Annotated in this window: 15 protein-coding genes and 1 tRNA gene; 2 read left to right on the top strand and 14 right to left on the bottom strand. The window is 44.2% G+C overall.

Annotation, left to right across the window (positions count from 1 at the left end; all coding sequences use genetic code 11):
- Nucleotides 1-372: 372 nt before the first annotated feature.
- The 11 genes from O3603_RS10170 to O3603_RS10120 form a co-directional block, all read right to left on the bottom strand.
- Nucleotides 373-4,119 carry a leucine-rich repeat domain-containing protein gene (locus tag O3603_RS10170; RefSeq protein ID WP_371522628.1) on the bottom strand — a complete coding sequence of 1,249 codons (3,747 nt, stop codon included), beginning with the start codon at nucleotides 4,117-4,119 and terminating at the stop codon, nucleotides 373-375.
- A gap of 8 nt (nucleotides 4,120-4,127) precedes the next feature.
- Nucleotides 4,128-6,503, bottom strand: a complete 2,376-nt coding sequence (locus O3603_RS10165; protein ID WP_371522626.1) for a S8 family serine peptidase — start codon at nucleotides 6,501-6,503, stop codon at nucleotides 4,128-4,130.
- Between the two features lie 3 nt (nucleotides 6,504-6,506).
- Complete coding sequence (locus O3603_RS10160; protein ID WP_371522624.1) at nucleotides 6,507-8,123, bottom strand: hypothetical protein; 1,617 nt, start codon at nucleotides 8,121-8,123, stop codon at nucleotides 6,507-6,509.
- 199 nt (nucleotides 8,124-8,322) lie between these two features.
- On the bottom strand, nucleotides 8,323-9,633 hold the full coding sequence (locus O3603_RS10155) for a DUF4302 domain-containing protein (protein ID WP_371522622.1): 1,311 nt from the start codon (nucleotides 9,631-9,633) through the stop codon (nucleotides 8,323-8,325).
- A gap of 12 nt (nucleotides 9,634-9,645) precedes the next feature.
- Complete coding sequence (locus O3603_RS10150; RefSeq protein WP_273540574.1) at nucleotides 9,646-10,581, bottom strand: putative zinc-binding metallopeptidase; 936 nt, start codon at nucleotides 10,579-10,581, stop codon at nucleotides 9,646-9,648.
- Between the two features lie 22 nt (nucleotides 10,582-10,603).
- On the bottom strand, nucleotides 10,604-12,160 hold the full coding sequence (locus tag O3603_RS10145) for a RagB/SusD family nutrient uptake outer membrane protein (protein ID WP_273540576.1): 1,557 nt from the start codon (nucleotides 12,158-12,160) through the stop codon (nucleotides 10,604-10,606).
- 25 nt (nucleotides 12,161-12,185) lie between these two features.
- Nucleotides 12,186-15,494, bottom strand: coding sequence for a SusC/RagA family TonB-linked outer membrane protein (locus tag O3603_RS10140; protein WP_371522620.1), 3,309 nt, complete (start codon nucleotides 15,492-15,494; stop codon nucleotides 12,186-12,188).
- 938 nt (nucleotides 15,495-16,432) lie between these two features.
- Nucleotides 16,433-16,505, bottom strand: a tRNA-Met gene (locus O3603_RS10135).
- A 204-nt stretch (nucleotides 16,506-16,709) separates the two neighbouring features.
- The gene (locus tag O3603_RS10130) at nucleotides 16,710-17,651 is read right to left on the bottom strand and encodes an HAD family hydrolase (protein WP_371522618.1); all 942 of its coding nucleotides are present in this window, start codon (nucleotides 17,649-17,651) and stop codon (nucleotides 16,710-16,712) included.
- 442 nt (nucleotides 17,652-18,093) lie between these two features.
- Nucleotides 18,094-18,660 carry an RsmD family RNA methyltransferase gene (locus tag O3603_RS10125; protein WP_287316781.1) on the bottom strand — a complete coding sequence of 189 codons (567 nt, stop codon included), beginning with the start codon at nucleotides 18,658-18,660 and terminating at the stop codon, nucleotides 18,094-18,096.
- A 41-nt stretch (nucleotides 18,661-18,701) separates the two neighbouring features.
- Nucleotides 18,702-19,517, bottom strand: a complete 816-nt coding sequence (locus O3603_RS10120; RefSeq protein WP_371522616.1) for a DUF3822 family protein — start codon at nucleotides 19,515-19,517, stop codon at nucleotides 18,702-18,704.
- A 230-nt stretch (nucleotides 19,518-19,747) separates the two neighbouring features.
- On the opposite strand from O3603_RS10120, the gene O3603_RS10115 reads away from it, so the two are divergent.
- Entirely contained in the window at nucleotides 19,748-20,254 is a 507-nt protein-coding gene (locus O3603_RS10115; RefSeq protein ID WP_155716697.1) for a CidA/LrgA family protein, read from the top strand.
- On the top strand, nucleotides 20,251-21,000 hold the full coding sequence (locus tag O3603_RS10110; protein ID WP_009435308.1) for an LrgB family protein: 750 nt from the start codon (nucleotides 20,251-20,253) through the stop codon (nucleotides 20,998-21,000). The genes O3603_RS10115 and O3603_RS10110 overlap by 4 nt, the downstream gene beginning before the upstream one ends.
- Nucleotides 21,001-21,101: 101 nt before the next feature.
- Here O3603_RS10110 and O3603_RS10105 read toward each other — a convergent pair whose 3' ends face one another.
- The 3 genes from O3603_RS10105 to O3603_RS10095 form a co-directional block, all read right to left on the bottom strand.
- Nucleotides 21,102-22,202, bottom strand: coding sequence for an Mrp/NBP35 family ATP-binding protein (locus O3603_RS10105; protein WP_009435303.1), 1,101 nt, complete (start codon nucleotides 22,200-22,202; stop codon nucleotides 21,102-21,104).
- Nucleotides 22,203-22,506: 304 nt separating this feature from the next.
- On the bottom strand, nucleotides 22,507-22,926 hold the full coding sequence (locus O3603_RS10100) for a hypothetical protein (protein WP_371522614.1): 420 nt from the start codon (nucleotides 22,924-22,926) through the stop codon (nucleotides 22,507-22,509).
- 165 nt (nucleotides 22,927-23,091) lie between these two features.
- Complete coding sequence (locus tag O3603_RS10095; RefSeq protein ID WP_371522612.1) at nucleotides 23,092-24,315, bottom strand: NAD(P)/FAD-dependent oxidoreductase; 1,224 nt, start codon at nucleotides 24,313-24,315, stop codon at nucleotides 23,092-23,094.
- Nucleotides 24,316-24,340 lie beyond the last annotated feature (25 nt).

The following is a 24,340-nucleotide window of genomic DNA, read 5'->3' as shown; positions in this document are numbered from 1 at the left end:
TTTAGTAACAGATGTTTAAGACAGAAGAACATAGTCTTTTAGACAGAAGGACAGAAGGACATATTGTTTTAAGGACATATTATTAAGACAGAGGGACATAGGAACAAGAGTCATGATAACGAAAGGGCAAAAATAAGGAAACGCCCTTCTCCATTTGAGAAGGGCGTTTCTTCTTATCGAAGAGAGCGTTTCTTTACATCAAAGAAACGCCCTCTTTATCTGTAAATAGTAGTTTTCACTCCCCTCTCCATTCGGAGAGGGGTTGGGGGAGAGGCTTCTTCTTTATCTACAACCAGCAGTCTTCACTCCCCTCTCCATTCGGAGAGGGGTCGGGGGAGAGGCTGTAGATGGATTGGGGGAGAGGCTTCTTCTTTACTTCAAACAGATCTTTGAAGCCTTATTGCCTACACGTACAATGTATGTACCAGGAGCCAATGAGATGTGCATGTCGGCTGTAGCTGCCTTTGCACGATAGATAGTCTTACCATCAATAGAGTAAACAGCTACAGGGCTGTTCTCGCCTCCTACGATGTTAATACCACCTGCCACGAACTGAATCTTGACGTCTTCATTGGTCTTCACAGCGTCAATACCTGTTGGAACATACTTAACGTAATCAGTGTGAAGAACGGCACTTGGGAAGGCAAGATTGGTCATTACACAAACGAGATTGTTGATTGGATTATCCAGTTTCAATGTAGTGACACCATTCTCAAGTGTGTATGACTCATTAAGTTCTAGCTCTTCGCCTTGCAACTCACCATCAATAACTTGAACCTTACCAACGAACCAACGGAAGGTAGTTGACTTCCCACCAGCTGTTACCTCAGAGCTGAGATCAACCTTACCATCGACACATTCAACCTTAATTGGGTCCTGAAGGTTGTATGAGTACTTGTTAAAACGCTGCACTCTAGTCCCCGCTTTCAACACTCTCTCATTAGCAGGAGGCATGGTAGAGAAGCGTAGACGATTGCCAACAAGGTTGAGAATAGTTAGCTCAGGGTTCTTCTTATAAGGTACAGAAACGGCTGTCAATCTATTAGAAGCTAAGAACAACTGTTGCAACTTAGGCAACTTTGACACGTCGATAGACTCCAGTTTGTTCACACTCAAGTCTAAGTTCCACAAGATTGGGTTATCAAGTACAATGCTTGTCAAGCTGTTGTTTGAGATCATCGCAAGCTCTAACTTCTTTGCAGAAGAGAGGTCGATAGATGAGATCTTATTGTCTGCTAATGACAAGAAAGACAAGTTTGGATACTTAGACACATCAAAGCTAGCGAGCTTATTACCGCTTAGGTTGAGCTGAGTAATGTACTGTGCATCAGCTGGGAGCTTAACACTTTCCAAGCCAGTATTCGATAGAGTGATGGCGTGTGTGCGTCCCAGTTTAGAGAGATCAGCGTTCTCCATCTGTACATTTGATACACTGAAGACTGAAAGCTCATCGGTTGGGTTAGCAACAAGTACGCGTACTCTAGCTCCTGCCTTAGACTTAGCACGGAAGCGAGTGTAGGTGTCCTTTAGTGTATACTGGTAGACATTGTTGTCGCCACTCCACTCGAAATAAACCGAAGTACCTACTACTGGACTAGCCAAAGAGAGCTCAACACTATCGGTCTGGTTGACTGTTGTGAACTCTGCCAATACGTTTGTTGGCATTGGGATAGGTGTAGTATAGGTTGTTCGGAACACATTAACACCCTTGAAATCAGGGTATGCCTCATGGGTCATCTCACAATAGATACGACCCGTATTGGTGTTCTTAAACTTAGAAGAACCATTGTTGATGGTATAGTCAGTGCCCTCAGTAAGAGCTTGATTATTCGACTTCTTCCATTTGTACTGAGTAACTTTTCCGTTCTTGGTTATATACTGTTCAGATAGGTCGATACCAGGAGAAGCAGTAGAGATCTCCAATGGGTTCTGTGGAGCATATAGGAACTTACCCTGTCCGAGAGCAAGATAATCAGGCATAGTAGCCAATGTGAAGAAGTTACCACGGATGTCCAAAGTCTTTAATGGAGCATTAGCAGGAACGTAGAACTTCGACAGTTGGTTATAAGAAATATTCAGATTCTCAAGCAACTCACTATGGTTCAGCAGCATGGTGTTGAACTGGTTGTGTGAAGCATCAAATGAGCGGAGGTTGTCGGCATTGTTTACTCCGAGCTTAACAAGTTTGTTGTAACTTACATCAAGATTACGAACAACAGTGATGTTGTTATACTCGATTGTCTCCAAATTGTTGTGACTAAGGTTGATGTCAGTCAATATACTCTTATCGAAGTAAGTAGAAGGACCCTTCAAGCTCACCTTTCTCATGTTGTTATTTGAGAGGTCTAACTTCTCGAGCTTGTTGTTATAACCGAGGTCAACAGAGTCCATTGCAGCATGAGTCAATGCGAGTTCACGAAGCTGAGGGAGGTTAGAGAGGTCGATCTTAGACAACTGTACACCGTCCATCTTCAATGATGTAATCTGCTTATCCTGTGGTACATAAACCGTAACAACGTTTGATCCATTAAGAGCTCCTGTAACATTAACAGCGGTAGGAAGCTCGTCTACAACAGTTTTCTCTACCTTCGTGCCATTACCAAAGTCAATCTTCACCTTTACAGGAACAGCTGTCGTAGCCCCCTTCACACCAATTGTCATGTTGATGGCAGAGCCTTGTGCGTTGCCAGTAACAAATGAGAAAGCCTTGTCGTCTTGCCCAAATTCAGCTGCAGTCTTTATTCTGAAGTTCTCAGTACGTAGTGAGTAATCCTTCAAGACAGAGTTATCATACTGGATGAATACTTCATCGTCCAGCGCACGTTTCAGTGTTACCTTACCCTTGTCATAGTCGTAATAATCGTCAGAGAGCTTCTCTGGCTTCGTTGGGTCATCCTTTGGTACACGATAGAGCACACCATTTGTGGTTGAGCTAGGACGATTAACACGACTAGAAAGGTCGACAACAGACCCTACACTATAGGTTGGATTCACCTCAAGATTGTTCTGTTCGTGATAATACTCGAACCAGTTACCAGGCTGAGGGAGCGTTACGAAGTCAAGATAGTTGTAACGAACATTCACGCTATAAAGCTTTGTATTCTTGGTTAAATCAAGGTTTCTTAGCTTATTGCGAGCACATGAGAAAGTGAAGAGTTCAGGGTTTCTTGAGAGATCAAGATTGGTTAAGTTGTTACCATCACAATAGAAGATAGTAAGTAGCGGACAGTATCTTACATTGATATTATCAAACTTTACGTCTGTATTAATACTACCTGATGAATGAGAGGCATACAACTGTTTAATCTTTGAACTACGGCTCAAATCAAGGGTCTTAATGCGTGAGTCGCTGACATTCAACACCTCCAAAAGAGGGTTCTGACTAAGATTTACAGAAGAGACAGAGGTCATATCCAAGCTCAAACGGCGTAGATTAGGACAACCAGTAGGGTCACAAGAAGTAAGACTTACCGTGTGGTAAGCATCGAAAGACACAAGATTAGGGAAGTTCTTCAATGTGAAACTTGGTGAGATATAGCCTATTTGCGTTACTTCCAATACCTGGAGGTTAGGCAAACGACCAATCATCAGCGGCGTTGCAGCTGTGAAGGGGTTATCTTCCAAATAGATTACTTGTAACTTCTGGAGCTTATTAATGTTCAAAGCCTGCAATGAGTTATGCTCAAGATTGAGAATCTTTAAACCTAACTGATCGCTGAACTGGATTTGATCAATCTCTTGACCAGAGGCATTGAAATAGTCAATCTTGCTGGCATCACCATAGATCTTCACCCAGCCGTTAGCATCTACTTGCACAGAAACAGGCGATCCCTTCACAGCGACTTCGCCCTGTTCTGAAGTTGTCAAGCTGGCTTTTCCGACCTCAGCCTCTTCTCCGCCGTTACCGCCATCGACGCTAAGTGTAGTCGAATCGGTGGCTCCGAGAGATAGATAAACCATTGGTGTGGTTCCAGCACTGGTAGCCTTCGCATAGATATTAGTATGGAAGGAGATAATAGGATCGCCCTCTTGTGCATGCACAACAAGCGGACATAAAAGCATCGCCACTATCCCTATGAGGAAAGATGACAGATAGGTAAACTTTTTATTCATATCCATTGAATAGATTAATAAATGATAATTCGTTTTGAAACTCCGCCTGCTACTTGTACAAGGTACACACCCTTGCCCCATGAAGCGGCGTTAACATCAGCCTCATCGCCCACACACTGCTGTGTATGAACAAGCTGTCCAGAGACGGTATAGACGCGCAGACCAAACTGCTTAGCCCCTGCGAGGAATACACGGAATGAACGGTCGCCAGTCATGGTGATAACAGGTTCTGTCTTCTCAACCACTGTCTTCACACCATCAATACCTGCTGCCATCTCACGCAACACCTCTTTTAATCCATCATAGGCGTTGAACTTGCCCGCACCCCACTGTACAGGATCGCCTGTATGGAGCACTTTATCGTCCTTAACGGCAGTCTTCTGGATGATACGGAACACATCCGCGTACTTCAATCTAGGATTAGCTTGAAGCCAAAGAGCAATGGAACCTGCTACAACAGGCGTTGCCATAGATGTACCTAACGTCTGCGCCCAGTAATAAGTCTTGTTCCCTTTCTTCAACTTACCCTGTAGTCCGGCATCAGTAACACCATTGGCAGGATCGTCAACGAAGTAGCCATTGTAAGAAGAGATGATAGCTGCTGCACCAGGTGCACATATATTAGGTAGGCTTCTGCCGTCAGCAATAGTGCCATAAGATGAGAATCGAGTGGCTTGTCCATCTGGATACTCATCGATACCATCCTTTACATTATATCCATAGACCCATCCGTCGAGGCTAGGCCAGTGTTTGCGAACATTGTAACTGCCCACGCTAATAACATTCTTGGCACATGCCATATCACTAATTGAGCCATTGCGCGAACCTTTGTCGAACTTCTTTATATCATAGTTATCGAAGTAAATAAACTGTGCATCACCATAGGCATCAATGCGCTGATCAGCTTTCTTGCTCTTAAACAAGAGTCCGAGCTTGTAATGCCCATCCTTATTTGTGACTTGATTGTCGCTGGTCAGGAACTGAGCCAGGGCGTAATAACGACCCGTTTCAGGGTCTTTCATTGACGCAAGACCGATATATCCGTCGAAAGCCTTTGCAAAGGCAGCATCTGTGGAAGCTCCACTAATAGCATAGTCACCACCTGATGAGATGGTAACGGGCTGACCATTAGTATTGTTCTTAACAGTGTATCGCTTAGCAATACCCTTTGTTAAACCATTGTAGATGATGACTTGCATCTCGAACTCAGTGGAGTCCTGACTATAAACTGCTACTTGTCCGTTGCGCAAGTTATAGTAGGTTTTGCTCGTCATCTTAAACTCTCCCTCTGACATTGGACGTATGAGAGTTTGCTTGATTTGCCCCGGTTGATCGAACTTAGCCGTATATGCCACAGGATAAGTAGCCTCATTACCTGCTGCCACACAGATGATTACATCCTTACCACACTCTGCAAGGAACTTATTCATCACACTTGTAGAGTCGTGAGCACCAACGTTACTACCTAAAGAAAGGTTGATAACGCAAGGTTTAGGCTCTTTGCCAGACAGCTTCGCATAGTTGACAATGTCGTCAACACCCATTGCGATAAACATATCTTGCAAGTCGCCGCATGAAGCAACAAGCTCGGATTCGGGCGCACAGCCGTAGAATGGATTCGGACCAACCACTTGCTTGGATGTTTGATCAGTCACTCTCTGGGCATAAGTGATGTTTCCTCTATAGCCACCAGCCATGATTCCAGTAGTATGAGTGCCATGGAAGCTCTTTTCAGAGTCGGTTGTAAAGTCCTTCTCTATCGAATAAGTCTCATCCTTGTGCGCCATAGTGTCCATCACAGCCTGTGGATAATAATTCTGATAAAGGTAGCCTTCCTTTGTGGCTGTTGACTTTGTTATCTTACTGATGTAACCGAAACGTGTGGTGCCATCAGACTTGAGAAAGTTGATATGGTTAGCCTCAATACTTCCATCAACGATACCCGTCACAACGCCTTTACCAGTGTAAGCCTGTGGGAGGTCGAGCCCTTGATGAATCTTGTCGACACCTATCTCCTTACGAACAACATCCATCTTCTGATACACGCGACGTGGGAGTTCCATGCGAGAAACGCACTTCAGACTTGCAACACGCTCTACATCAGAAACAGGCAAAGAGACAATTGCGATGTTACCACGCACACGGAGCACCTTTACACCTTCTTCTTCGAGTTTTTGCAAAGCATCATTTCCCTTAAACTCAACCATTGCCATGGTTCCTTTTGGCAACGATGTTTGGGGCTCATAAGCACGTGTCCGAGTATTGTAAGTAGGTATAGAGGTATTGCGCATACGTAATAACTCCATCTGACTCTGTAGGTCGAGCTTGGACTGACCATGTGCAGTCCAAGCCAAACCAAGGCTTAAAATGGTTAATAAAAACTTTTTCATCAATTATTTGATTATAACTTTCTTACCATTGATAATATATATTCCACGTGGCAACTTGGTCTCATTTACACGTGTTCCATCCAAACGATAAACTTCGTTCTTGCCGTTTGCTGATTGGCGAACAGCCTCAATTCCAGTTGGATCTCCCTTAATATTAATCTCTAAGCGATCGCCATCCTGCAATGTTACCTCATATGAAGTACTATTAGGATAAGCACTTTCAACCTTCTGACCATTGAGTTTTACAACCATCGTATTGGCGTCTGCTCCATAGGCAGAGAAGCGGAATGGATTGTCATCAGATGTGAACATGAGAGTGTTATCACCTGTATTCATGGTGATTGTGGAGTGATCAGCTCGTTCGAAGTTGAAGCCATAAGGACTTGCAGAAAGGTCATCAATAACAATGGTTGCCTTCTTATCTCTTACAATCTTAGAGGTCTTGATCTCAACATTTGCACCATCGGTCAGATTCAACTGATAAGATCCGTCATAGCTAGCAGATTGTGGAATGCCATCAATCTTGACACTATTAATCTTACAACCAGAAACTGGTTTTAACTCAAAATACTTATTGCGCTCACCAAACTCGATGTTGTTTTCGCCTGCAACAAGGCTGACTACCTTATTTTGATAGCTTTGTCCACGATAGAGAGTGATATTCGCAGGAGTGTCAACAGATACTTTTGCGTGAAGCATAGCATACTTATGTGCCTTCACGTCAATAGTGGTCTCGTCTGCAACAAGGTAATCGTAAGAGATTCCATAGATGGTGATTTTCTTACCATTAACCTTTAGTTCGTCTAATGCGTAATCGTTAGTATTGAAGTTCAAACTAATCTTCTTACCTGCTTTCACTGTGAAGTTGCTAGCAAGGTAATTATTAACTTCTTGTCCATCGACCATCACCTTGGATAGAACTCCCTTAATCGCTTCATCGGAGAAGTTGAACTTTACAGGGCAATCAACATCTGGGTAATTAGCTTGAACACTGACAACTGTATTAGGAGTGAGCGTCACACGATATTCACCATCATTACTTGGAATATCCTTACCATCTTGTGTCACCTTATATATAGGTGCCCCGCCATAGCTAGCAGAACCTATCATAAGTGTGTTTTCAAGTTGATCTACGAATTTAATAGAGTTATCACCATTCTGCAAAGAGAGGCTTGTTTGGGTTTCAGCCAAGCTAGCACGAACCTTTGAGGCATCATCCACTTTCAATGTAAAGGATACATCACGATACTCTTCAAAAGTACCTGACTCTACATCTACAGATATACCAGCATCAAGGTTGGCAACATAGATTGAGCAGCTCTTATGATAGCTGATAGGCTGGTCAACAGGGTCTTCTCCAAGCTTACTTCTCGTCACTCCTAAAAGGAAGCAACCTGTTTTTGCCTCAATCTGAATCGATCCATACTGTGGTACCTTCACAGTATTCTCACCATTTTGTAAGTCTAGTGGCTGACCATAATTGACACGTACTGCCACGCGACTAACGTCATCCACGTTAACTGTTATGGCTGTCTCCTTATTGTCTTCACCTTGTGCAAAGGTGTTAACAGACAGGAGTAACATGACAGCCAATAGCATAATAGAGTATAATTTCCTCATACTATTTATTTTTATTGATTATTAATTAGTTCATCTCTTGTATATTTCCTCTTATGTTATTAAGCGGCATTTAGACTGCTATTTACTGATTAGGAATAGGTAAGGATAGTAGCAAGAAGAGGCACGCCGCATCTAGCAACGTACCTCCTCTCTGCTTATTTATCTATGAATACCCTATTAATTCCATCTCAATTCGTTCTTAATTAAAGTTGACAAGACTAATTCCCTTATTAAAGACTAGCTTGTAGGTAGGATCCAAAACAGATGTTAATGTTATCTTCGTTGGGTTCTTTGGATCATTGAGCGATACCTCATAAGCTGTTTCCAAACCATTCAGTTTGAAGCGAACGAGTACATCATCAAAGCGGAATAACCGCTTAAAGGCACTATAGTTATTGTTTTGTGCTCCATTCAACTTGGCTGTTGCTGGCTCATTAGTGCCTATGAACGTAATGTGATTATCGTCATTTATCTCGTAATCATATACTACTCGACCTCCAGCTTGACCAAACACAGCACCAATAGTGAATACTTCATCACCATCATAAGTACCGATGAACAGACTTCGGAACGGGTACCTATTACCAGAAATAGCACTTGCATAAGCATTTACAGTCTTCCATACATCTACAGTCTGGGAGTTTGTTTCAGTCAAATTGACTGTCCATTGACCAGAGATAAGCGCTTCCACTGGTGAAGGATAGTATGGCATGAGCATAACGGTATTGTCGTTTCTGTCCGCCCACTTGTCATTTTCAGAGTAAGTGAAGTTCCTTACGATCTTATCATGCACTTTCTTTGGTGTAAGCAAGTCCATTCCTTTATTGGTATAGATGAATGGAAGGTCGATAACAACACCATTTGTATCTGTTACCGCAATGACATTATAATCCGTCTTAATGGCTTTTAAAGTGTCATTTCCTAGAACAAGACGATAGCGATCAGAGGTCATCAACGTCTTCATATAGTGTGCATCAGCGATGTAATCACTCCATGTTTGATTCTCAGGCACAGGTGTCATGACGATACGAGCCTCTCCCTTCTTACCTTGAAGAACAATACTATCCTTTGAGTAAGACAACACACGGAACTCAAAGTCGCCTTCGAAACCTTTACCAGCCTGCCCTACTTGATAGCCATCGAGCTTTCCAACAGGATCAGAGAATTTGTGGAAGGCTTTATTGAAAGTGTCAAATGAGAGCTGAACACCCTGAGACTGACTTACAGTATAATGTGACTCAGCTTCCGACATATCGGTTTCTTCCATCACTTTCACATTCTCCGCCGTATCGAACTTACAGAATATGTTGTATCCACCATACTGCTCAGCACCATAATAAGCCATTCTCCATCCATTAGGAGCAGAGGCCAAAATCGCCTTTGTATTACTGATTGATTCAGCTATACGATTCGCAGAAGACTTGTCAAAGACACTATCTACTTCAGGTGTACAAGCACCTAGCAGCAGTATTGATGTCAGTGCAAATAATAAACTATATAACTTCTTCATAATCTAAATCTCTTAATTTAATGTTTCAAGATCCAAGCTACTTATCTCGCCCTCACGCCTTAATACAATCTTACGTAACTTATCAATATCAACGCCCCAAGAGTCCATTAGGTAACTGCGAATCAATGATAACTTAGCGAGAATAGCATTCTTTCCATCTTCTTTACCACCTGCTGCGGTTACAGCCTGTGCCAATCTCTTCTGCCACATCTCGTCTGTATCGGTCACATAACATGCGAATACCTCAGCAAAGTCCTCGTTATATTCACCACTGGCATAGCCTGTAACGAATCCTTCTGCACCTGATTTCAGATTGCTGACATTGACCCAGTCAGATGAATGATACTTGCCCTGAGAAATCGTACGGAAGTCTGTTGAATAGTTCTTGAGCTGCGTTAGGATATGAGCAAACTCATGGTGCATTGTGTGGAAGTATGAGAAATTCAAATCAAAGACGCCCGATGTGTTATAAGGGTCATGCTCCTCAATATAGAGGTTATTGAAGTCAAGGTTGTTAACCTGGAACAAGTTCACACGTACACCACCCTCTGCAAAACCCAAGGTAATTGATCCTTGACCATTGTACTGAGCGGATCCAATGAGCTGAAACTCACGGAAACAATGTTCTTTCAAGAACGTTGGTCCCATTAACTCGGTATATGCGTCCAACCAAACATGCTTGATGATCTTTGCCAAAGCGATAGAACGTTTCAGCTCAGCAGGCGTCACGTTATAGCTAAGATTGGAGTTCTGGTCAACGTACTTGTAATTAAATCTAATATTGTAAGGCTCGGTGTAATTTTTATACAACCACTTATCAAAATCGTTCTGATGCTCCGCTGTCTTTGTAGGGAATATTGAATTCCCCTTATCAACGTCATCGTTTGAACAAGCGACAGCCGTTAGCACGAGTACAGCTGCTATAAGCATTAACTTTATATTCTTCATATTATATTACCTCCTTCATCGTTTAGTTACGTGGATTAGCTTGTAGTCCACTATTGATAACATCGGATGGCAACTGTATAGCACCACGTAAATCGCCAGCCACGAAATAGATTGGATCTTCACCATCTATGCGGTGCGTAATCTCAATACCATAGCGTTTAATATCCTGGAAACGCAATCCCTGCTGCCAAGTCTCTATACGACGCATCTGTAAGAGGGCGTAAAGCATATTGGTCTGTGTGCCATCTTCTACGCTAAATCCTTGTGGATGTAATGGTTTCTTTACACCCATCTGTGCATCCATCATCACCTTTGCAGGAACTGTTGAAAGCCCATTAAAGAAGCTGTTGATTGATGCCTCGGTCAGAGTAGGACGTGTTGCAGAACCCACAGTCTCCTCTGTGTGTGATACAACCCACGCATTCATATCAGCCAAAGCTGCTGTGTAATTCTTCAACAAGATCTCTGCTTCTGCACGTACCAATAGCGTTTCATCAGCCGTCAACACTGCATCCAAACTATGGACATAGCCTGTCGTCTTTGCTGCATTGGTGTACTGTATCTCGGACATAATCTTTGGGAAGAACGTAAGCTGTGTATTACCATAGAGCATACGAGACTGATACAGCGTGTTATTCTGTGAACCTCTACCCCATGGCATAGGTGCCCAGAAGAGTTCTTTCTCTACCAATAACTGTGCGAAGTTGAAGCGGAGTGCACCCGAGCTGATCAACCGTCCCAATGAAGAGTAAGCTGTTTGAAGCATGTAATTAGCCTTCTCACTCGAACTAATGTAGGCATTGTGGATATCTATCGAACCACTGAGTGTCTTATAATGTGCCCAATTACGCAAATCAGCTGACGATGTTGAACCCAACGCCTTAGTAGCATAATCGATTGCTTTCTGCCACTGTCCATAATAGAGATTGAAGCGAGCTGCGAAGGCATAAGCCGCACGACTGTTGAAGTGATACTTAGGAGCTGTCAAGTAACTATCGTCCAGTAACGGCAGAGCTTCTTCAATGTCTGCATTGATATTCTCGTATAGTTGCTTCAAAGTTCCGCGTTCGTTAACAGATACTCCAGGCTCCTTTGGATAAGGGAGACCTAAGTATTGGTCGGCTTTCGTACCATCGTATGCCATACAGAAGATGTTTGAAAGGCGGAACATTGTCCATGCTCTGCACAGCAAGGCTTCAGCACGTACTGGTGAAGGATCGCGATCTTTCACCTTACTAAGGCTTGCTAACACCTCGTTGGCATGCCCTACTGCGAGGTAAGAATTATTCCACACGCTGCGTGGATCATCATTTTCTGTGGTCGTAACAGGCTTCCAGCGATAGACTTCACTTTGGTTCGTTTGATACAAGAAAGTCTTACCATTGTCCATGACGTTATCGCTACTCCATTCCATTAGAAAGGCTGGAGAACCCTCTGCATAGGCTGAAGCTACGAGCTTCTTTGCTTTCTCAAAGGTATTAACCTCTGCTCGATCATCAGGCAACTTATCTAGGAAGTCGTTGCAAGAGGATAGGGCAATAAGCCCTAATCCAGCAAGCAGTATATTTAAATTCTTCATGTTCTTGTCTATATATAATAATGTGTTAGATGCCAAGACGCAATGTCAAGGTGAACTGACGAGGTGTTGGAAGAGCCACACCACCTGCATTCATAAACTCTGGGTCTTGTCCGTTGAGCTTCTTATCAGTGTAGATAAGGAAGAGATTGGTTGCTTGGAGCTTCAAACTGAGCGCACTCAATGACAAGTGACGAATCAGTTGTGCAGGGAAGTCATACGATAGTGAAATCTCCTTCATACGGATGAAGTCGCCCTTTGCAATACGCTCGTTCGAATAGTTATAAGCGTTATAAGCACGATTGAGGTAACCATCCTGCTGTTGTGTACGTAGGTCAGCAATAGCAGGGATAGTGGTTTTCTTCTCATCACCAGCCTCTGTCCAACGGTTGCGGAACTCCTTAGGCATAGCCAACATATCGCTATAGCTTGTGCTAAAGAACGGATCCAAACGAACCTTATTACCAAAGGCATAGGTCATAAAGAAGCTCAAGTGCCATCCCTTATAACTAAAGGTATTATTCAAAGAACCTGTAACGGTTGGGTCAGTTGGGCCTTCATACTTCAAGTGAGTGAGGTCATAACTCTGGAAGTCAACGTCACTTGTAGTCAATTTACCATCTTGATTGATTACCTGAGGGATACCATCTTTATTCAAACCTTTGAAGTCGAAAGAGAAAAGAGCACGATAAGGATAACCCACCATGGTAAATCCTGTACCTGAAACCATCGACATAATACGTGAACGACTATCGAGTGATGTCACCTCAGTCTTTACGTGTGAGAAGATGAAGTCGGTGCTCCATTGGAAGTTCTTCTTCAATATGTTCTTGCTTGAAATAGATAGTTCTTCACCATGAGACTTCATAGATGCAACGTTAGCATACTCTATGATTGAACCCTTTGTACCATTAGTTGTACGTGGACCAATGAGGTCGTAGTTGTTACGAGTGTACCAATCGAAGACTACATTCAAGCGGTTATTGAAGAAACCAAGGTCTGCACCAATGTTAAACTCATGCTTCTTCTCATAGGTCAAATCCTTATTTGAGAACTGACTGATATATAAACCTGACTCCTGATCGACAGCGAATGGACGCCAGATGTTGGTACTGCGGATAATTACCTGTGAGTTGGTAATAGCTGGCTTATCACCTGTCAATGAGTAAGATGCACGAAGAGTAGCGTGAGTCAAAGAGTTCTTGAATGTCTGTTGGAACCATGGTTCCTCATGTACGTTCCATACTCCTGATATGTTCCAAGTAGGCAACCAACGTGCAGAACGTGCCTTACCCAATCGGTTACTACCCTCGTAACGGGTGGTGAAGTTAGCTGCATAGCGTCCTTTCCACGAGTAGTTAGCTGTACCAAAGAATGAAACGTCACGCATATAGCTGTTGCTCAACTGGTAATAGAGGTTACCATCTTCCACTGCCTGCTTGAAGTAGTGGTAGTCGTAACTAGGAAGATAACCCATATCATACTGCATGCCGACACCATCGTAAGCACTTTGTTTACGAACAATGTTGTTGACTTCCATACCACCATATAGGTTTACAATGTGACGATCATTAAAGACATCATTGTAACTAGCCGTTGCACGGAAGTCCCAACTGTTCATCTTGTACTTTGTCTCATTGTAGAAACCACCCTGAGGAAGCACTGAGTACTTCAGAGAGTTAGGTAGGTCAGGGTCTTGATAGAGCCATGGATTGTTGTCACGAATAGTGGCATCGTCCATTGCACGATAAGCCATTGCCATGTTAGAACGCTCGCGAACCTGTGAAGCCTGCGTCGTTGTAGAGAACTTATAAGCACCGAGTACGGCAAGTGTAAGTTTAGTGATAGGCTTATACTTCAACTCTGCTTGCACCTTCATATCGAGCACATCAAAATCGAGGAAGTTGTTGTTAAGCTCGTTATGGATGTTGAATGGAGCATAATTACGTACGTAATATGCCTCTGGATCCAATGCTCGTGAAGCATTCATTGCGTATGAGAACGGGTTGATATCGAAGTTTCGACTCACCGCACCAGACGTTGGGTCGACCTCTTGATTGAATGATCCTGGGGCGCGTTGCTTACGATATGAGGTGTTACCAATTAGGTTTAACGACACCTTCTTATTGATATTGTAGTTCGCATTAATTGAATATGTCATACGTCTAACCTTGCTCTGCTCGGTCCATCCTGGGTCATCCATGAATGAGAAAGAGGTGTAGTATTGAGCCTTGTCAGTACCTGAAGACATAGAGACAGAGTGGTTCATTGAAACCGAGTTAGTAAACAACTCGTCAAACCAGTTAGTGTTTCTCATCTCCGCCTCACGCAGGTAAGCATTCATAGCATCCTCTGTGTTGGCAAGACCAAACTTGCCCGTACTTGCGTTGTAGCTGTTGATGAGATTGTACATCTTACCATAGATACCACTTGTGGCAGCACGAAGTGTACGAGAGAAGGAGAACAATCCGTCCGCAGCCATCTCTTTGTAAACACCCATCTGCTCCTGTGAGTTCATGATATTAAACTGTGAGTAACTAGGACGAAGACGCATAGTATACTCGCCAGTGTAGCTTATTCGGTTACTTCCTGCTTTACCTTTTTTGGTCGTAACTACGATGACGCCACCCATTGCACGTGCACCATATATAGAGGTGGCAGAACCATCCTTCAATATCTGGAAGCTCTCGATGTCATCTGCATTGAGCCCTGCAATAGCCGAAGAAATCAATGTTGCAGCATCACCTGATGATAGATTGTCGGCATTCACCTCGGCTACATCGTCCATGATGACGCCATCTACAACCCAAAGTGGTTTAGAAGATCCATAGATAGAAGTGGCACCACGCACACGAATCTTTGGTGCCGTACCAAAGGTACCAGACACGTTTTGAACGCTGACACCTGCTGCACGACCCTCCAAAGAGCGACTCACATCAGCCACACCATCGAGTTTTGCCTTCGAAGCATCAATCTTTGTAGCTGCACCAGAGAATAATCTCTTGTCCTGTTGGGTCATACCTGTAACGACAACCTCCGTGAGTTGGTGGTTATCATTGGTCAGTGTGACCTTCATACCATCCTTAGGTGTGACGGTCTGAGTGGTCATTCCAATGTAACTAACTACGAGTTTCTTGCCTGCAGGAACGTCAAGTGAGAACTTACCGTCTATATCGGTAACAGTTCCAGTCGTCGTGCCCTGTACCATGACAGAGGCTCCGATGACCCCTTGACCATCGTCCTGAGAAACTACGATACCATTGATTCTTGTCTGACCAAACGCTGTGCCGATGGACAGCAATAGCCCGAACAAAAATAAAGCGAATCTTTTTTCCATAGATCTCTTTTACTTAACTGAATTTTATATAGTGATACTTTCTTTCATTACGTCAACTCTGTACACTGACAGAAAATAGTCTTCTCAAACACTTCTTTGTGTCATCTGTCTTTGTGCAGGACACCTTATTATATATATAACAAGTAACAATTTGTTATGTAATCGTGCCTTTTAAACATTGACAGAACCTATGTCTACAAATTTAGGGAATGTTTAGATTAAATGCAAGAGATTCACATAAAAAATTACAATCAGCACTTACTTTTGTTTAAAACATTAATATTTATAATCTAATAATGCGTTTTTACTGCAACTATATGCACTTTTTTTTAATGAAGAGTGTACACAATACAAGTTTCAATTCGTAACTATCTCCACCCTTAGAAGTGTGTGTGTACATAAATCGGAGGCGTTATTTTTATTCAAGAAAAAGCCTCCCTACAACCCATCTACAGCCTCTCCCCCGCCCCCTCTCCGAATGGAGAGGGGAGTGAAAACCATTGTTTGCAAATGAAGGAAAGCCTCTCCCCCAACCCCTCTCCGAATGGAGAGGGGAGTGAAAACTATTGTTTGCAAATAAAGGGGGAGTTTCGTTGGTGTGAAGAAAGGCTCTCTTCATAACGAAGAAACGCCCTTCTCCAAACGAGAAGGGCGTTTCCTTAATTCCAAAACACAATTACCTCTATTCCTACTTACCATCCTCTCACATCCTACTAGCAGTGTTCACTCCCCTCTCCATTCGGAGAGGGGACGGGGGTGAGGCTGTTTCCTTAATTCCAAAACACAATTACCTCTATTCCCACTTACCATCCTCTCACATCCTACTAGTAGTGTTCACTCCCCTCTCCATTCGGAGAGGGGTTGGGGGAGAGGCTGTTTCCTTAATTCCAAAAACAAACTTAGGAACCCTCGAATGAGGATTCCTAAGCGATGAAAAGTTGCGGGTGCAGGACTCGAACATGCGACCTCCAGGTTATGAGCCTGGCGAGCTACCAACTGCTCCAACCCGCGATATTAACCAGAGAAACTCACTAACTATGTTAGTATCTATCCTGAATTGCGTGTGCAAAGGTACTACTTTTTATCCGAACTACCAAATAATATTGGAAAAAATATCACTTTTCTCTTATCTTTCCAGGCTTTTAAAGCTGTTTTGAATGCCGCTTCATATCTGAAAGACAAGGGTTTCGCTGACTGCAGATAGTATTTTTCTACCTAATTTCCAGTACTGTTTAGGGCCACCACTGGGAGCAAATTGTTCGCCATAAGATACCGCTCAAGCTGCTTGATGTCGCTTATCACTCGTTCAGCACCTGCCTTTTCGAGACTCTCACGACTCCCATTTCCATAACTGACACCGATGGTATGCACACCAGCATGGCACCCCATAAGGATGTCAAACTCGGTATCGCCCACGACAACTGTTGCCTCGGGACGGACATCGAAATGCTCCAAAGTAACTAAAACGGACTCTGCATTGGGTTTATGATGTTGCACATCATCCGAACCAACAACGTACTGGATGTAAGGACTAAGCCCTAGGTCGTCCACCAAACTAGACAATGTTCGATGGCAACGACTACTGGCAATCGACATAAGGAAACCCTTTTCATGCAATCGTTCTAGCGTTTCCTTCACCCCAGGAAATAGCGTCACAGCCCCCTTAACATTCTTCTCGTCGAAGATACGGCGGTAGGTTTCCTCACACTTGTCAGCCTCCTCATCGGTCAAGGTCATTATACTCGTGAAGCACTCACGGAGCGGAAGTCCGATGGTACTAGCGAATTGCTCACGTGTTGGAGAGGGCAGTCCGAGTTCGTCAACAGTGGCAAGCATGGTGTCAGTAATGAGTTTCTGCGAGTCGCCAAGCGTACCATCAAAGTCGAAAATCACCAATTTAATCCTTCCTCCCTTAACATGCTTGCGTCTCAGTCTGCGCTTCAGTCGCTTGTAGCCCTCCACGCCTAAGATGGTAATTCCACTATATTGAAACAGCTTCGCAATGCCGAAGAACACTGCCCATAACACACCTTTTGCACTCGTTGAGAGGGGTAAAAGCATTTGAGCAAAGGAGATGATATAGAACGGAATACACATCAGAAGAACGATAGTACCCGTTCTGAAAGATAGTCCTTGTAGCTTCGTTTTTATAGACATAATACTGAATTGATTTCTAATTGAGGCTACAAAGGTACACATAAAATTGTGTTTCTATCATGTAAAAGGAATATTTCAATATGGAAGAAACAGGCTTACCACCAGCCACAACCAGCCTCACCCCCAACCAACTACAGCCTCACCCCCGACCCCTCTCCGAATGGAGAGGGGAGTGAAAACAATTGTTTGCAAATGAAGGGGGCGTCTCTTTGATGCAAGGAGAGGCTCTCTTGGATACGAAGAAACGCCCTTTTCAAAATGAAGAAGGCGTTTCCTTGTTTTTAGTTCTTCTGTTCCAGCTAACGAGGCACAGCCTCGCTACACAGAAACTATATTACACGGGCATTCTGGCACAGCCTTATATCAAACAGAACTAATCATAATTTTGAATTGTGAACTTTGAATTTTGAATTAAAGAAAAGCCTCCCCTAACTCGCTCCCGTTAGGCAACATCCCCTCCTTCGGAGGGGCTTGGGGAGGCTTTAAACAGCGTGAAATTAACGCTACCATAGCTTCGGTGCTCCAGAAAATGGGGGTGTGACGAGAAGTCGTTATGCTTTCCATGCTCAAAAACGAAGAGTCCATCGGGCGCAAGAAGGTCTTGCGAGAAGATGAGATCAGGGATGGTTGGCAGCTCAGGGAGGGCATAAGGAGGGTCAGCAAAGATGAAATCGAATTGCTGATGACAGCCCTTTATGAATCGGAAGACGTCGCCCTTGATCAATACATGTTCATCGGCACCTATCTTCTCCATGCACTGTGCGATGAAACGAGCATGGTCTCTGTCCTTTTCCACACTAACTACTTCCTTGCAGCCACGCGATAGTAATTCCAGAGAAATGCTCCCCGTACCCGCAAAGAGATCGAGTGCCACCGTCTCATCCCAGTCCAGATAACCATTGACAACATTAAATATATTCTCTTTAGCAAAGTCCGTTGTGGGTCGTGCCTTGAATGTGCGAGGGATGTCAAAGTGCCTTCCCTTATATTTTCCCGTTATGATTCTCATTCGTTATGCAGTATTGTTCTCTTGTGAAGTCGTTGTTTTGATTAATCCAGATAGATGGCTTTGATATCGTAAGGAATATCCTTTCTTTCTGCCAAGGCATGATGTTGTGCGAAGTCATCCGCCTGCTCCACCACGCGAGAGAAGCGCAGATACTTAGCCAGTTCATCGGTGAGCACTTCCGCTTGTGGCATATCTCCAATCAGCAAGAGTTCGTCTTGTTGGGTATCCAAACCCGTCAACTTCCATATATATAATAGGTAGTAGAGGGCGTCTTGGGCGTTTTCTGTTTCGTAAGTATTGGCAAAACGAAATCTATTCTGCTGAAAGCTGAAGACTTCCATACGCTTTTCATGGAAATAAGCATATAACTTTCGGCGTGCTCCAGCGTATGTTCTACGATAGAGATGCGCCCAAACAGGACACATCAAAGGTTGTATGCGTATGTCTTCGAAGTGATCCTCGATAACGAGCCTCAAGTCTTTATTCATTAAGAACACCGTTACCACATTCAGTTCTTTTAGTTGGTAAGCAAGCACCTCATCGTTCCCCTTGTGATGAAAGGTGTGATAATAAAGCGTTTCCACATCCTGCGTTTCATACTCATCGATGGGCATGAGCATAACAGGAGAGTCCATCTGAACAAGCACACGTTTGTATCCACTCTGCAAGAGTTCCGATGTTCTGAATGCGTCCCGAAGGTTAGCAGCCACCGAGATACCCGTATTCATTTCATAAGGTTCGTATGCCAAGACACCATTCTCTTGTGGGTCTCCAACGGAGAAGGTCATGTTATTACGACCAATCCTTATGGTTAATCGAAGTTTCTTATCGGATATATTGTTATCAATCTCAGTCATTCTGATGGGGACATAAACGTTTTTAAAATATCTGCAAACTTACACAATTTATTTTGATTATGGTCGTTTTCTTCTTGATAAATGTCATCTATTTGCCCTCCAAAGGCTCCTTTCTGGGCTAGATAAGTGATAAACTGGTTAAAAAGATATACCTTTGCAGCCACTTTTTGACACTCTGTCAGATGATTATTCAGCGTTAAATGCTGTCATTGATATTACATCTTTTCTAAATGGCAATACAGTTTTTTGTTATCTTCGGATGCCTTGCATTGGGAGAGCTTATCGTATGGGCGACAGGAGTTAAGCTGCCGTCCAGTATCATTGGTATGTTGTTTCTCACCTTATTCCTTAAGTTGGGATGGGTAAAACTTAGTTGGGTTGAACACTTATCGGAGCTTCTTATCGCCAATCTGGGCTTCTTCTTCGTTCCACCTGGGGTGGCGTTGATTCTTTATTTGGACCTGATTGAGAAGGAGTGGTTCCCTATTGTGACGGCAACTATCGTCAGTACGGTGCTCGTTCTAGTGGTTACTGGACACATGCACCAGCTTGTTATTAAACTAGAACGTCGAATGATAGCACTCGACTTACTACATCATCGTGCCCATAAGAGGCAGGCGGAAAAGATGAAGGAGATACTCAAAGAATATGCAGAATACACCGAGGAGGAACAGATTCTCACGACTGAAGCCTTGCAAGGAAAGGATATTATGGATGAAAAGGAGGCTAAGTTATGATTTCAATAGACCAAACCATCAATCAGACGGTGAACCTCATTCAGGACGGACGAGACATCTTCTCTAATCAATATGTTATCCTGACGCTCACCTGCGGGACGTTCTTTTTGATCAAACGACTACAAAAGAAGACAGGCTGGATGCTGTTAAATCCCATCCTTATAGCTATCATTCTTATCATTATATACTTAAAGGTAACGGGTGTTCCCTTTCAAGTGTATAAGCAAGACGCACAGCTCATTGACTTCTGGTTGAAGCCTGCGGTCGTAGCCTTAGGGGTTCCTCTTTATTTACAGTTAGACGCTATCAAACGTCTTTGGTTGCCCATTGTTCTGTCGCAGCTAGTGGGCTGTTTGGTTGGAATTGTGAGTGTTGTCACAGTTGCCAAACTATGTGGTGCATCGGATGTTGTCGTGTTGTCAATGGCAAGTAAGTCGGTCACAACCCCTATAGCAATGGAGGTTACGCAGAGCTTGGGAGGTATTCCTTCACTCACAGCTGCCGTTGTTGTCATCACAGGTATTATAGGAGCTTTGGTTGGATTCAAGGCTTTGGCGATAGGACATGTGCGTAGTCCGATAGCTCAGGGACTATCTATGGGCGCTGCTTCTCACGCTGTTGGCGCATCAACGGCGATGGCTTATAGCAGTAAATATGGCGCATTTGCCAGTCTTGGAATTACATTAAATGGTATCTTCACTGCGCTCTTCACCCCTTCTATCTTGCATTTCATCGGGGTTTCGTAAGGGCTGAACGAAATAAAAGAAAGTCTCACTAAGATTTCTATATACGATAGATTTCTTAGTGAGACTTTCTTTTTTTCATGCTTCAAAGGCGTTATCTCGCCTTAATTCTTCACCTCAACAATCTTCGTTGGGGCTTGTTCTTTATTCCGTCTGTTGACTACTGTCACCACAGATTGCGCCAGACTCAAGAACGCCTGACCGGTCACGGTGTCCACTTGAGAGGCTGCTGGTGTACCTTTATCGCCGTTTTCACAAATGCTCTGAACGATTGGTATCTGTGCAAGTAACGGACAGTTGAGTTCTTTCGCTAGGTTCTTACAGCCGTCCTTACCAAAGATATAATACTTATTCTGCGGTAGTTCGGCTGGAGTAAACCATGCCATGTTCTCTACCAAGCCTAAGATTGGAATGTTAACCTTGTCGTTTCGATACATATCAATGCCTTTTCTCGCATCGGCAAGGGCTACACTTTGAGGAGTGGAAACAATCACTGCACCTGTAATTGATAGTGTTTGCATCAGTGTCAAGTGGATATCACTGGTCCCAGGAGGCGTGTCAAGGATGAAATAATCAAGCTCTCCCCAATCGGCATCAGCGATGAGTTGTTTCAAAGCAGACGTCGCCATACCTCCTCGCCACAGCGTTGCTGTATCGGGATTAACGAAGAATCCGATGGAAAGAAGCCGCACGCCATACTTCTCAACAGGCTCTATTAGCTGTCTACCATCCTTCTCAACGCCATACGGACGGACGTCTTCTACACCGAACATCTTAGGCATACTCGGACCGAAGATGTCGGTATCGAGCAATCCAACCTTATACCCTAAGCGGGCTAAAGCGATAGCTAGATTGGCAGAAACGGTGCTCTTCCCCACTCCACCTTTACCCGAACTAACGGCAATGATATTCTTCACTTGTGGCAACAACTTGCCCACCTCTGGGCGAGGTGCACTCTTGAACTCGGTTTCAATGGTCACTTCTACGTCCTTCCCCACCGAGTAGTGAATCTGCGCCTCGGCTGCTTTAAGGGTCGACTTGAGGAACGGATCGGTCTCACGAGGGAATATCAACGTGAGCTTCACCTTGTTTCCATTAATACTCGGAGTATCTGCCAGCATCTCACTCTCTATGAGATTCTTCTTCGTCCCGGGGTAGATTACCTTCTCCAGGGCGTCTGTTATCAATTTTGGATATAGTGTCATAATAAATTAAATGTCTATTTCAAGATTCCCAACCAGGCTCCTGAAAGCCTCCCCAAGCCCCTCCGAAGGAGGGGATGTTGCCTAACGGGAGCGAATTAGGGATAGCCTTTTCCAAATCTTGTTAGTGATGGATTACCGCCTAATTGGGACTCATGAGGATTGTTATTTACTTGTTCTTATATTATTGAATGACTTCACTCAAAGCCTCCCCAAGCCCCTCCAAAGGAGGGGATGTCGCCTAACGGAGTGTTAGGAAAGGAGGAACAGGCGGACAGACGAGGGCATCTGTCCCTATTTGGTGGCGTTATTTTGATAGGAAACGACGATCTAACTGGTTTCCGCTAGGCACATCCCCTCCTTCGGAGGGGCTTGGGGAGGCCTCCCATTCAGCCATCGCTTGCTTCCAATCGGTCATCTCGCCCGACTCTATCGCACGTCGTTCAGCCTCCGCCTTATCGCGTTCCTTATCACGAGCACGCTTCGCTTTCATATCAGCAATAGTAGCATCATCGAGTATCTGGATGGCTCCGCGGTCGATAGCCTCATAGAGTTCGGCTTCACCGAAAGCCTTACCAGGCACATTGAAGTCGGATATATTAAACTCAAATAGCGTTCTGAGATCATGCCGAACAAGCTTTTGTTTGGCTCTGTTACCCGCATTCTTCAATCGAAGTAGCTTCGCTATCTGTTTTATTTCGCTGTCTGCAAACTTATTTCTACCCATAGTTTTTATTTGTAAGAAAGCTCCGCTAACCAGCCCCTGTTCCTCCTTTCAACTCTGCCTGAAGCCTAAGAGGGTGAATGAGGGAGATAGTGTGGGATGTAATTGATTATGCGAAGTTACTAAAAAGATTGTGAAATCACAAGTTTTCTATCATCTTTCAACGTATTACTGACGCCCCACAACAACCCCCATAGTCCATGCTGCTTGCAGGTTGAAACCGCCTGTTATGGCATCAACATCCAACACTTCACCTGCAAAGAACAGTCCGGGACAATGCTTACTCTCGAGGGTTTGCGCATGAACAGACGACAGACTCACACCGCCACAGGTAACAAATTCGTCACGGAAGGTGCCCTTTCCTGCAATAACATATTGGTCGTTGGTCAGCGTCTCGACGATTCTATTCATCGTCTTACGCCCTATCTCCGCCCAAGGCTTGCATGTCTCAAGCCCTAACTTACTGATGACATAAGTCCACAAACGCTGCGGAAGACTGAAAGGGTGCAATGTCCCAATCTGTTTCCGTGGGTTCTGTGCCTGCAAACGGAGCAATTCCTCTTCCACTTCCTGCCGTTTCCTCTCGCCCGTCCAACTGATGGCTAGGGGCGAATGGTAGTCTTTCTCTGCCAGAAAACGGGCTGCGTAAGATGATAACTTCAGTGTGGCAGGACCGCTAACACCCCAGTGTGTGACCAACAAAGCGCCCACGGAGCGCATTTTAGAGCCTGGAATCGACATCACAACAGGGTCGACAACGGTTCCCATGAGGTTGCAGAACGCCTTATCTCGTATGTTGAACGTGAAGAGAGAGGGCACTGGTGGCTCGATGGTATGCCCTAGTTCGGCAAGATAAGCTAGTCCATGTGCCTGCGGCGAACCGCCTGTTGTGATGATAACACGCTGGAATATGCGGTGAGAACCCTGTTGGAACGCTAACTGCCAACGCCCGTCCTCCATCTGCGTAAGTCCTGTCAGTCGGGAACGGCAGCAGATGGTTACACCCAACCGAGTGGCTTGTCGTGTTAAACAATCCATCACTACGTGCGAATCCTGCGCCTTCGGAAAGACGCACTCATCATCCTGCGTCACCAAGGGAACGCCCCGTTGCTCGAACCATCGATAAGTGTCTTCATGATTAAAGGTGTTCATCAAGCGTTTCATCAGCTTGTGTCCACGTGGATAAGCCTGCTTTAAATCAGTGATACGAGCGAAACTATTGGTCACATTACAGCGTCCGCCGCCTGTCACCTCCACCTTTGCTAGCACCTTCAATGCCCGTTCGAAGATGGTCACCCGAGCCTCCGGATGTGTTTCCTTTGCCGTTATCGCTGCCATGAAACCAGCTGCTCCTCCACCGATAACAGCTATATCTAAATCTGTTTTAAGCATACTTATTCAATTCTAAATATAATCT

Source organism: Prevotella sp. 20925_1_30, from assembly GCF_041433025.1.
Lineage (GTDB): Bacteria > Bacteroidota > Bacteroidia > Bacteroidales > Bacteroidaceae > Prevotella > Prevotella vespertina.
The sequence above is the reverse complement of the archived record's forward strand: the minus strand, read 5'-3'. Positions and strand labels throughout refer to the sequence as shown.

Bases quoted from the DNA above. Each gene is read 5' to 3' on its own strand.
- O3603_RS10170 (WP_371522628.1), bottom strand. From the start codon at position 4,119: ATGGATATGAATAAAAAGTTTACCTATCTGTCATCTTTCCTCATAGGG.
- O3603_RS10165 (WP_371522626.1), bottom strand. From the start codon at position 6,503: ATGAAAAAGTTTTTATTAACCATTTTAAGCCTTGGTTTGGCTTGGACT.
- O3603_RS10160 (WP_371522624.1), bottom strand. From the start codon at position 8,123: ATGAGGAAATTATACTCTATTATGCTATTGGCTGTCATGTTACTCCTG.
- O3603_RS10155 (WP_371522622.1), bottom strand. From the start codon at position 9,633: ATGAAGAAGTTATATAGTTTATTATTTGCACTGACATCAATACTGCTG.
- O3603_RS10150 (WP_273540574.1), bottom strand. From the start codon at position 10,581: ATGAAGAATATAAAGTTAATGCTTATAGCAGCTGTACTCGTGCTAACG.
- O3603_RS10145 (WP_273540576.1), bottom strand. From the start codon at position 12,160: ATGAAGAATTTAAATATACTGCTTGCTGGATTAGGGCTTATTGCCCTA.
- O3603_RS10140 (WP_371522620.1), bottom strand. From the start codon at position 15,494: ATGGAAAAAAGATTCGCTTTATTTTTGTTCGGGCTATTGCTGTCCATC.
- O3603_RS10130 (WP_371522618.1), bottom strand. From the start codon at position 17,651: ATGTCTATAAAAACGAAGCTACAAGGACTATCTTTCAGAACGGGTACT.
- O3603_RS10125 (WP_287316781.1), bottom strand. From the start codon at position 18,660: ATGAGAATCATAACGGGAAAATATAAGGGAAGGCACTTTGACATCCCT.
- O3603_RS10120 (WP_371522616.1), bottom strand. From the start codon at position 19,517: ATGACTGAGATTGATAACAATATATCCGATAAGAAACTTCGATTAACC.
- O3603_RS10115 (WP_155716697.1), top strand. From the start codon at position 19,748: ATGGCAATACAGTTTTTTGTTATCTTCGGATGCCTTGCATTGGGAGAG.
- O3603_RS10110 (WP_009435308.1), top strand. From the start codon at position 20,251: ATGATTTCAATAGACCAAACCATCAATCAGACGGTGAACCTCATTCAG.
- O3603_RS10105 (WP_009435303.1), bottom strand. From the start codon at position 22,202: ATGACACTATATCCAAAATTGATAACAGACGCCCTGGAGAAGGTAATC.
- O3603_RS10100 (WP_371522614.1), bottom strand. From the start codon at position 22,926: ATGGGTAGAAATAAGTTTGCAGACAGCGAAATAAAACAGATAGCGAAG.
- O3603_RS10095 (WP_371522612.1), bottom strand. From the start codon at position 24,315: ATGCTTAAAACAGATTTAGATATAGCTGTTATCGGTGGAGGAGCAGCT.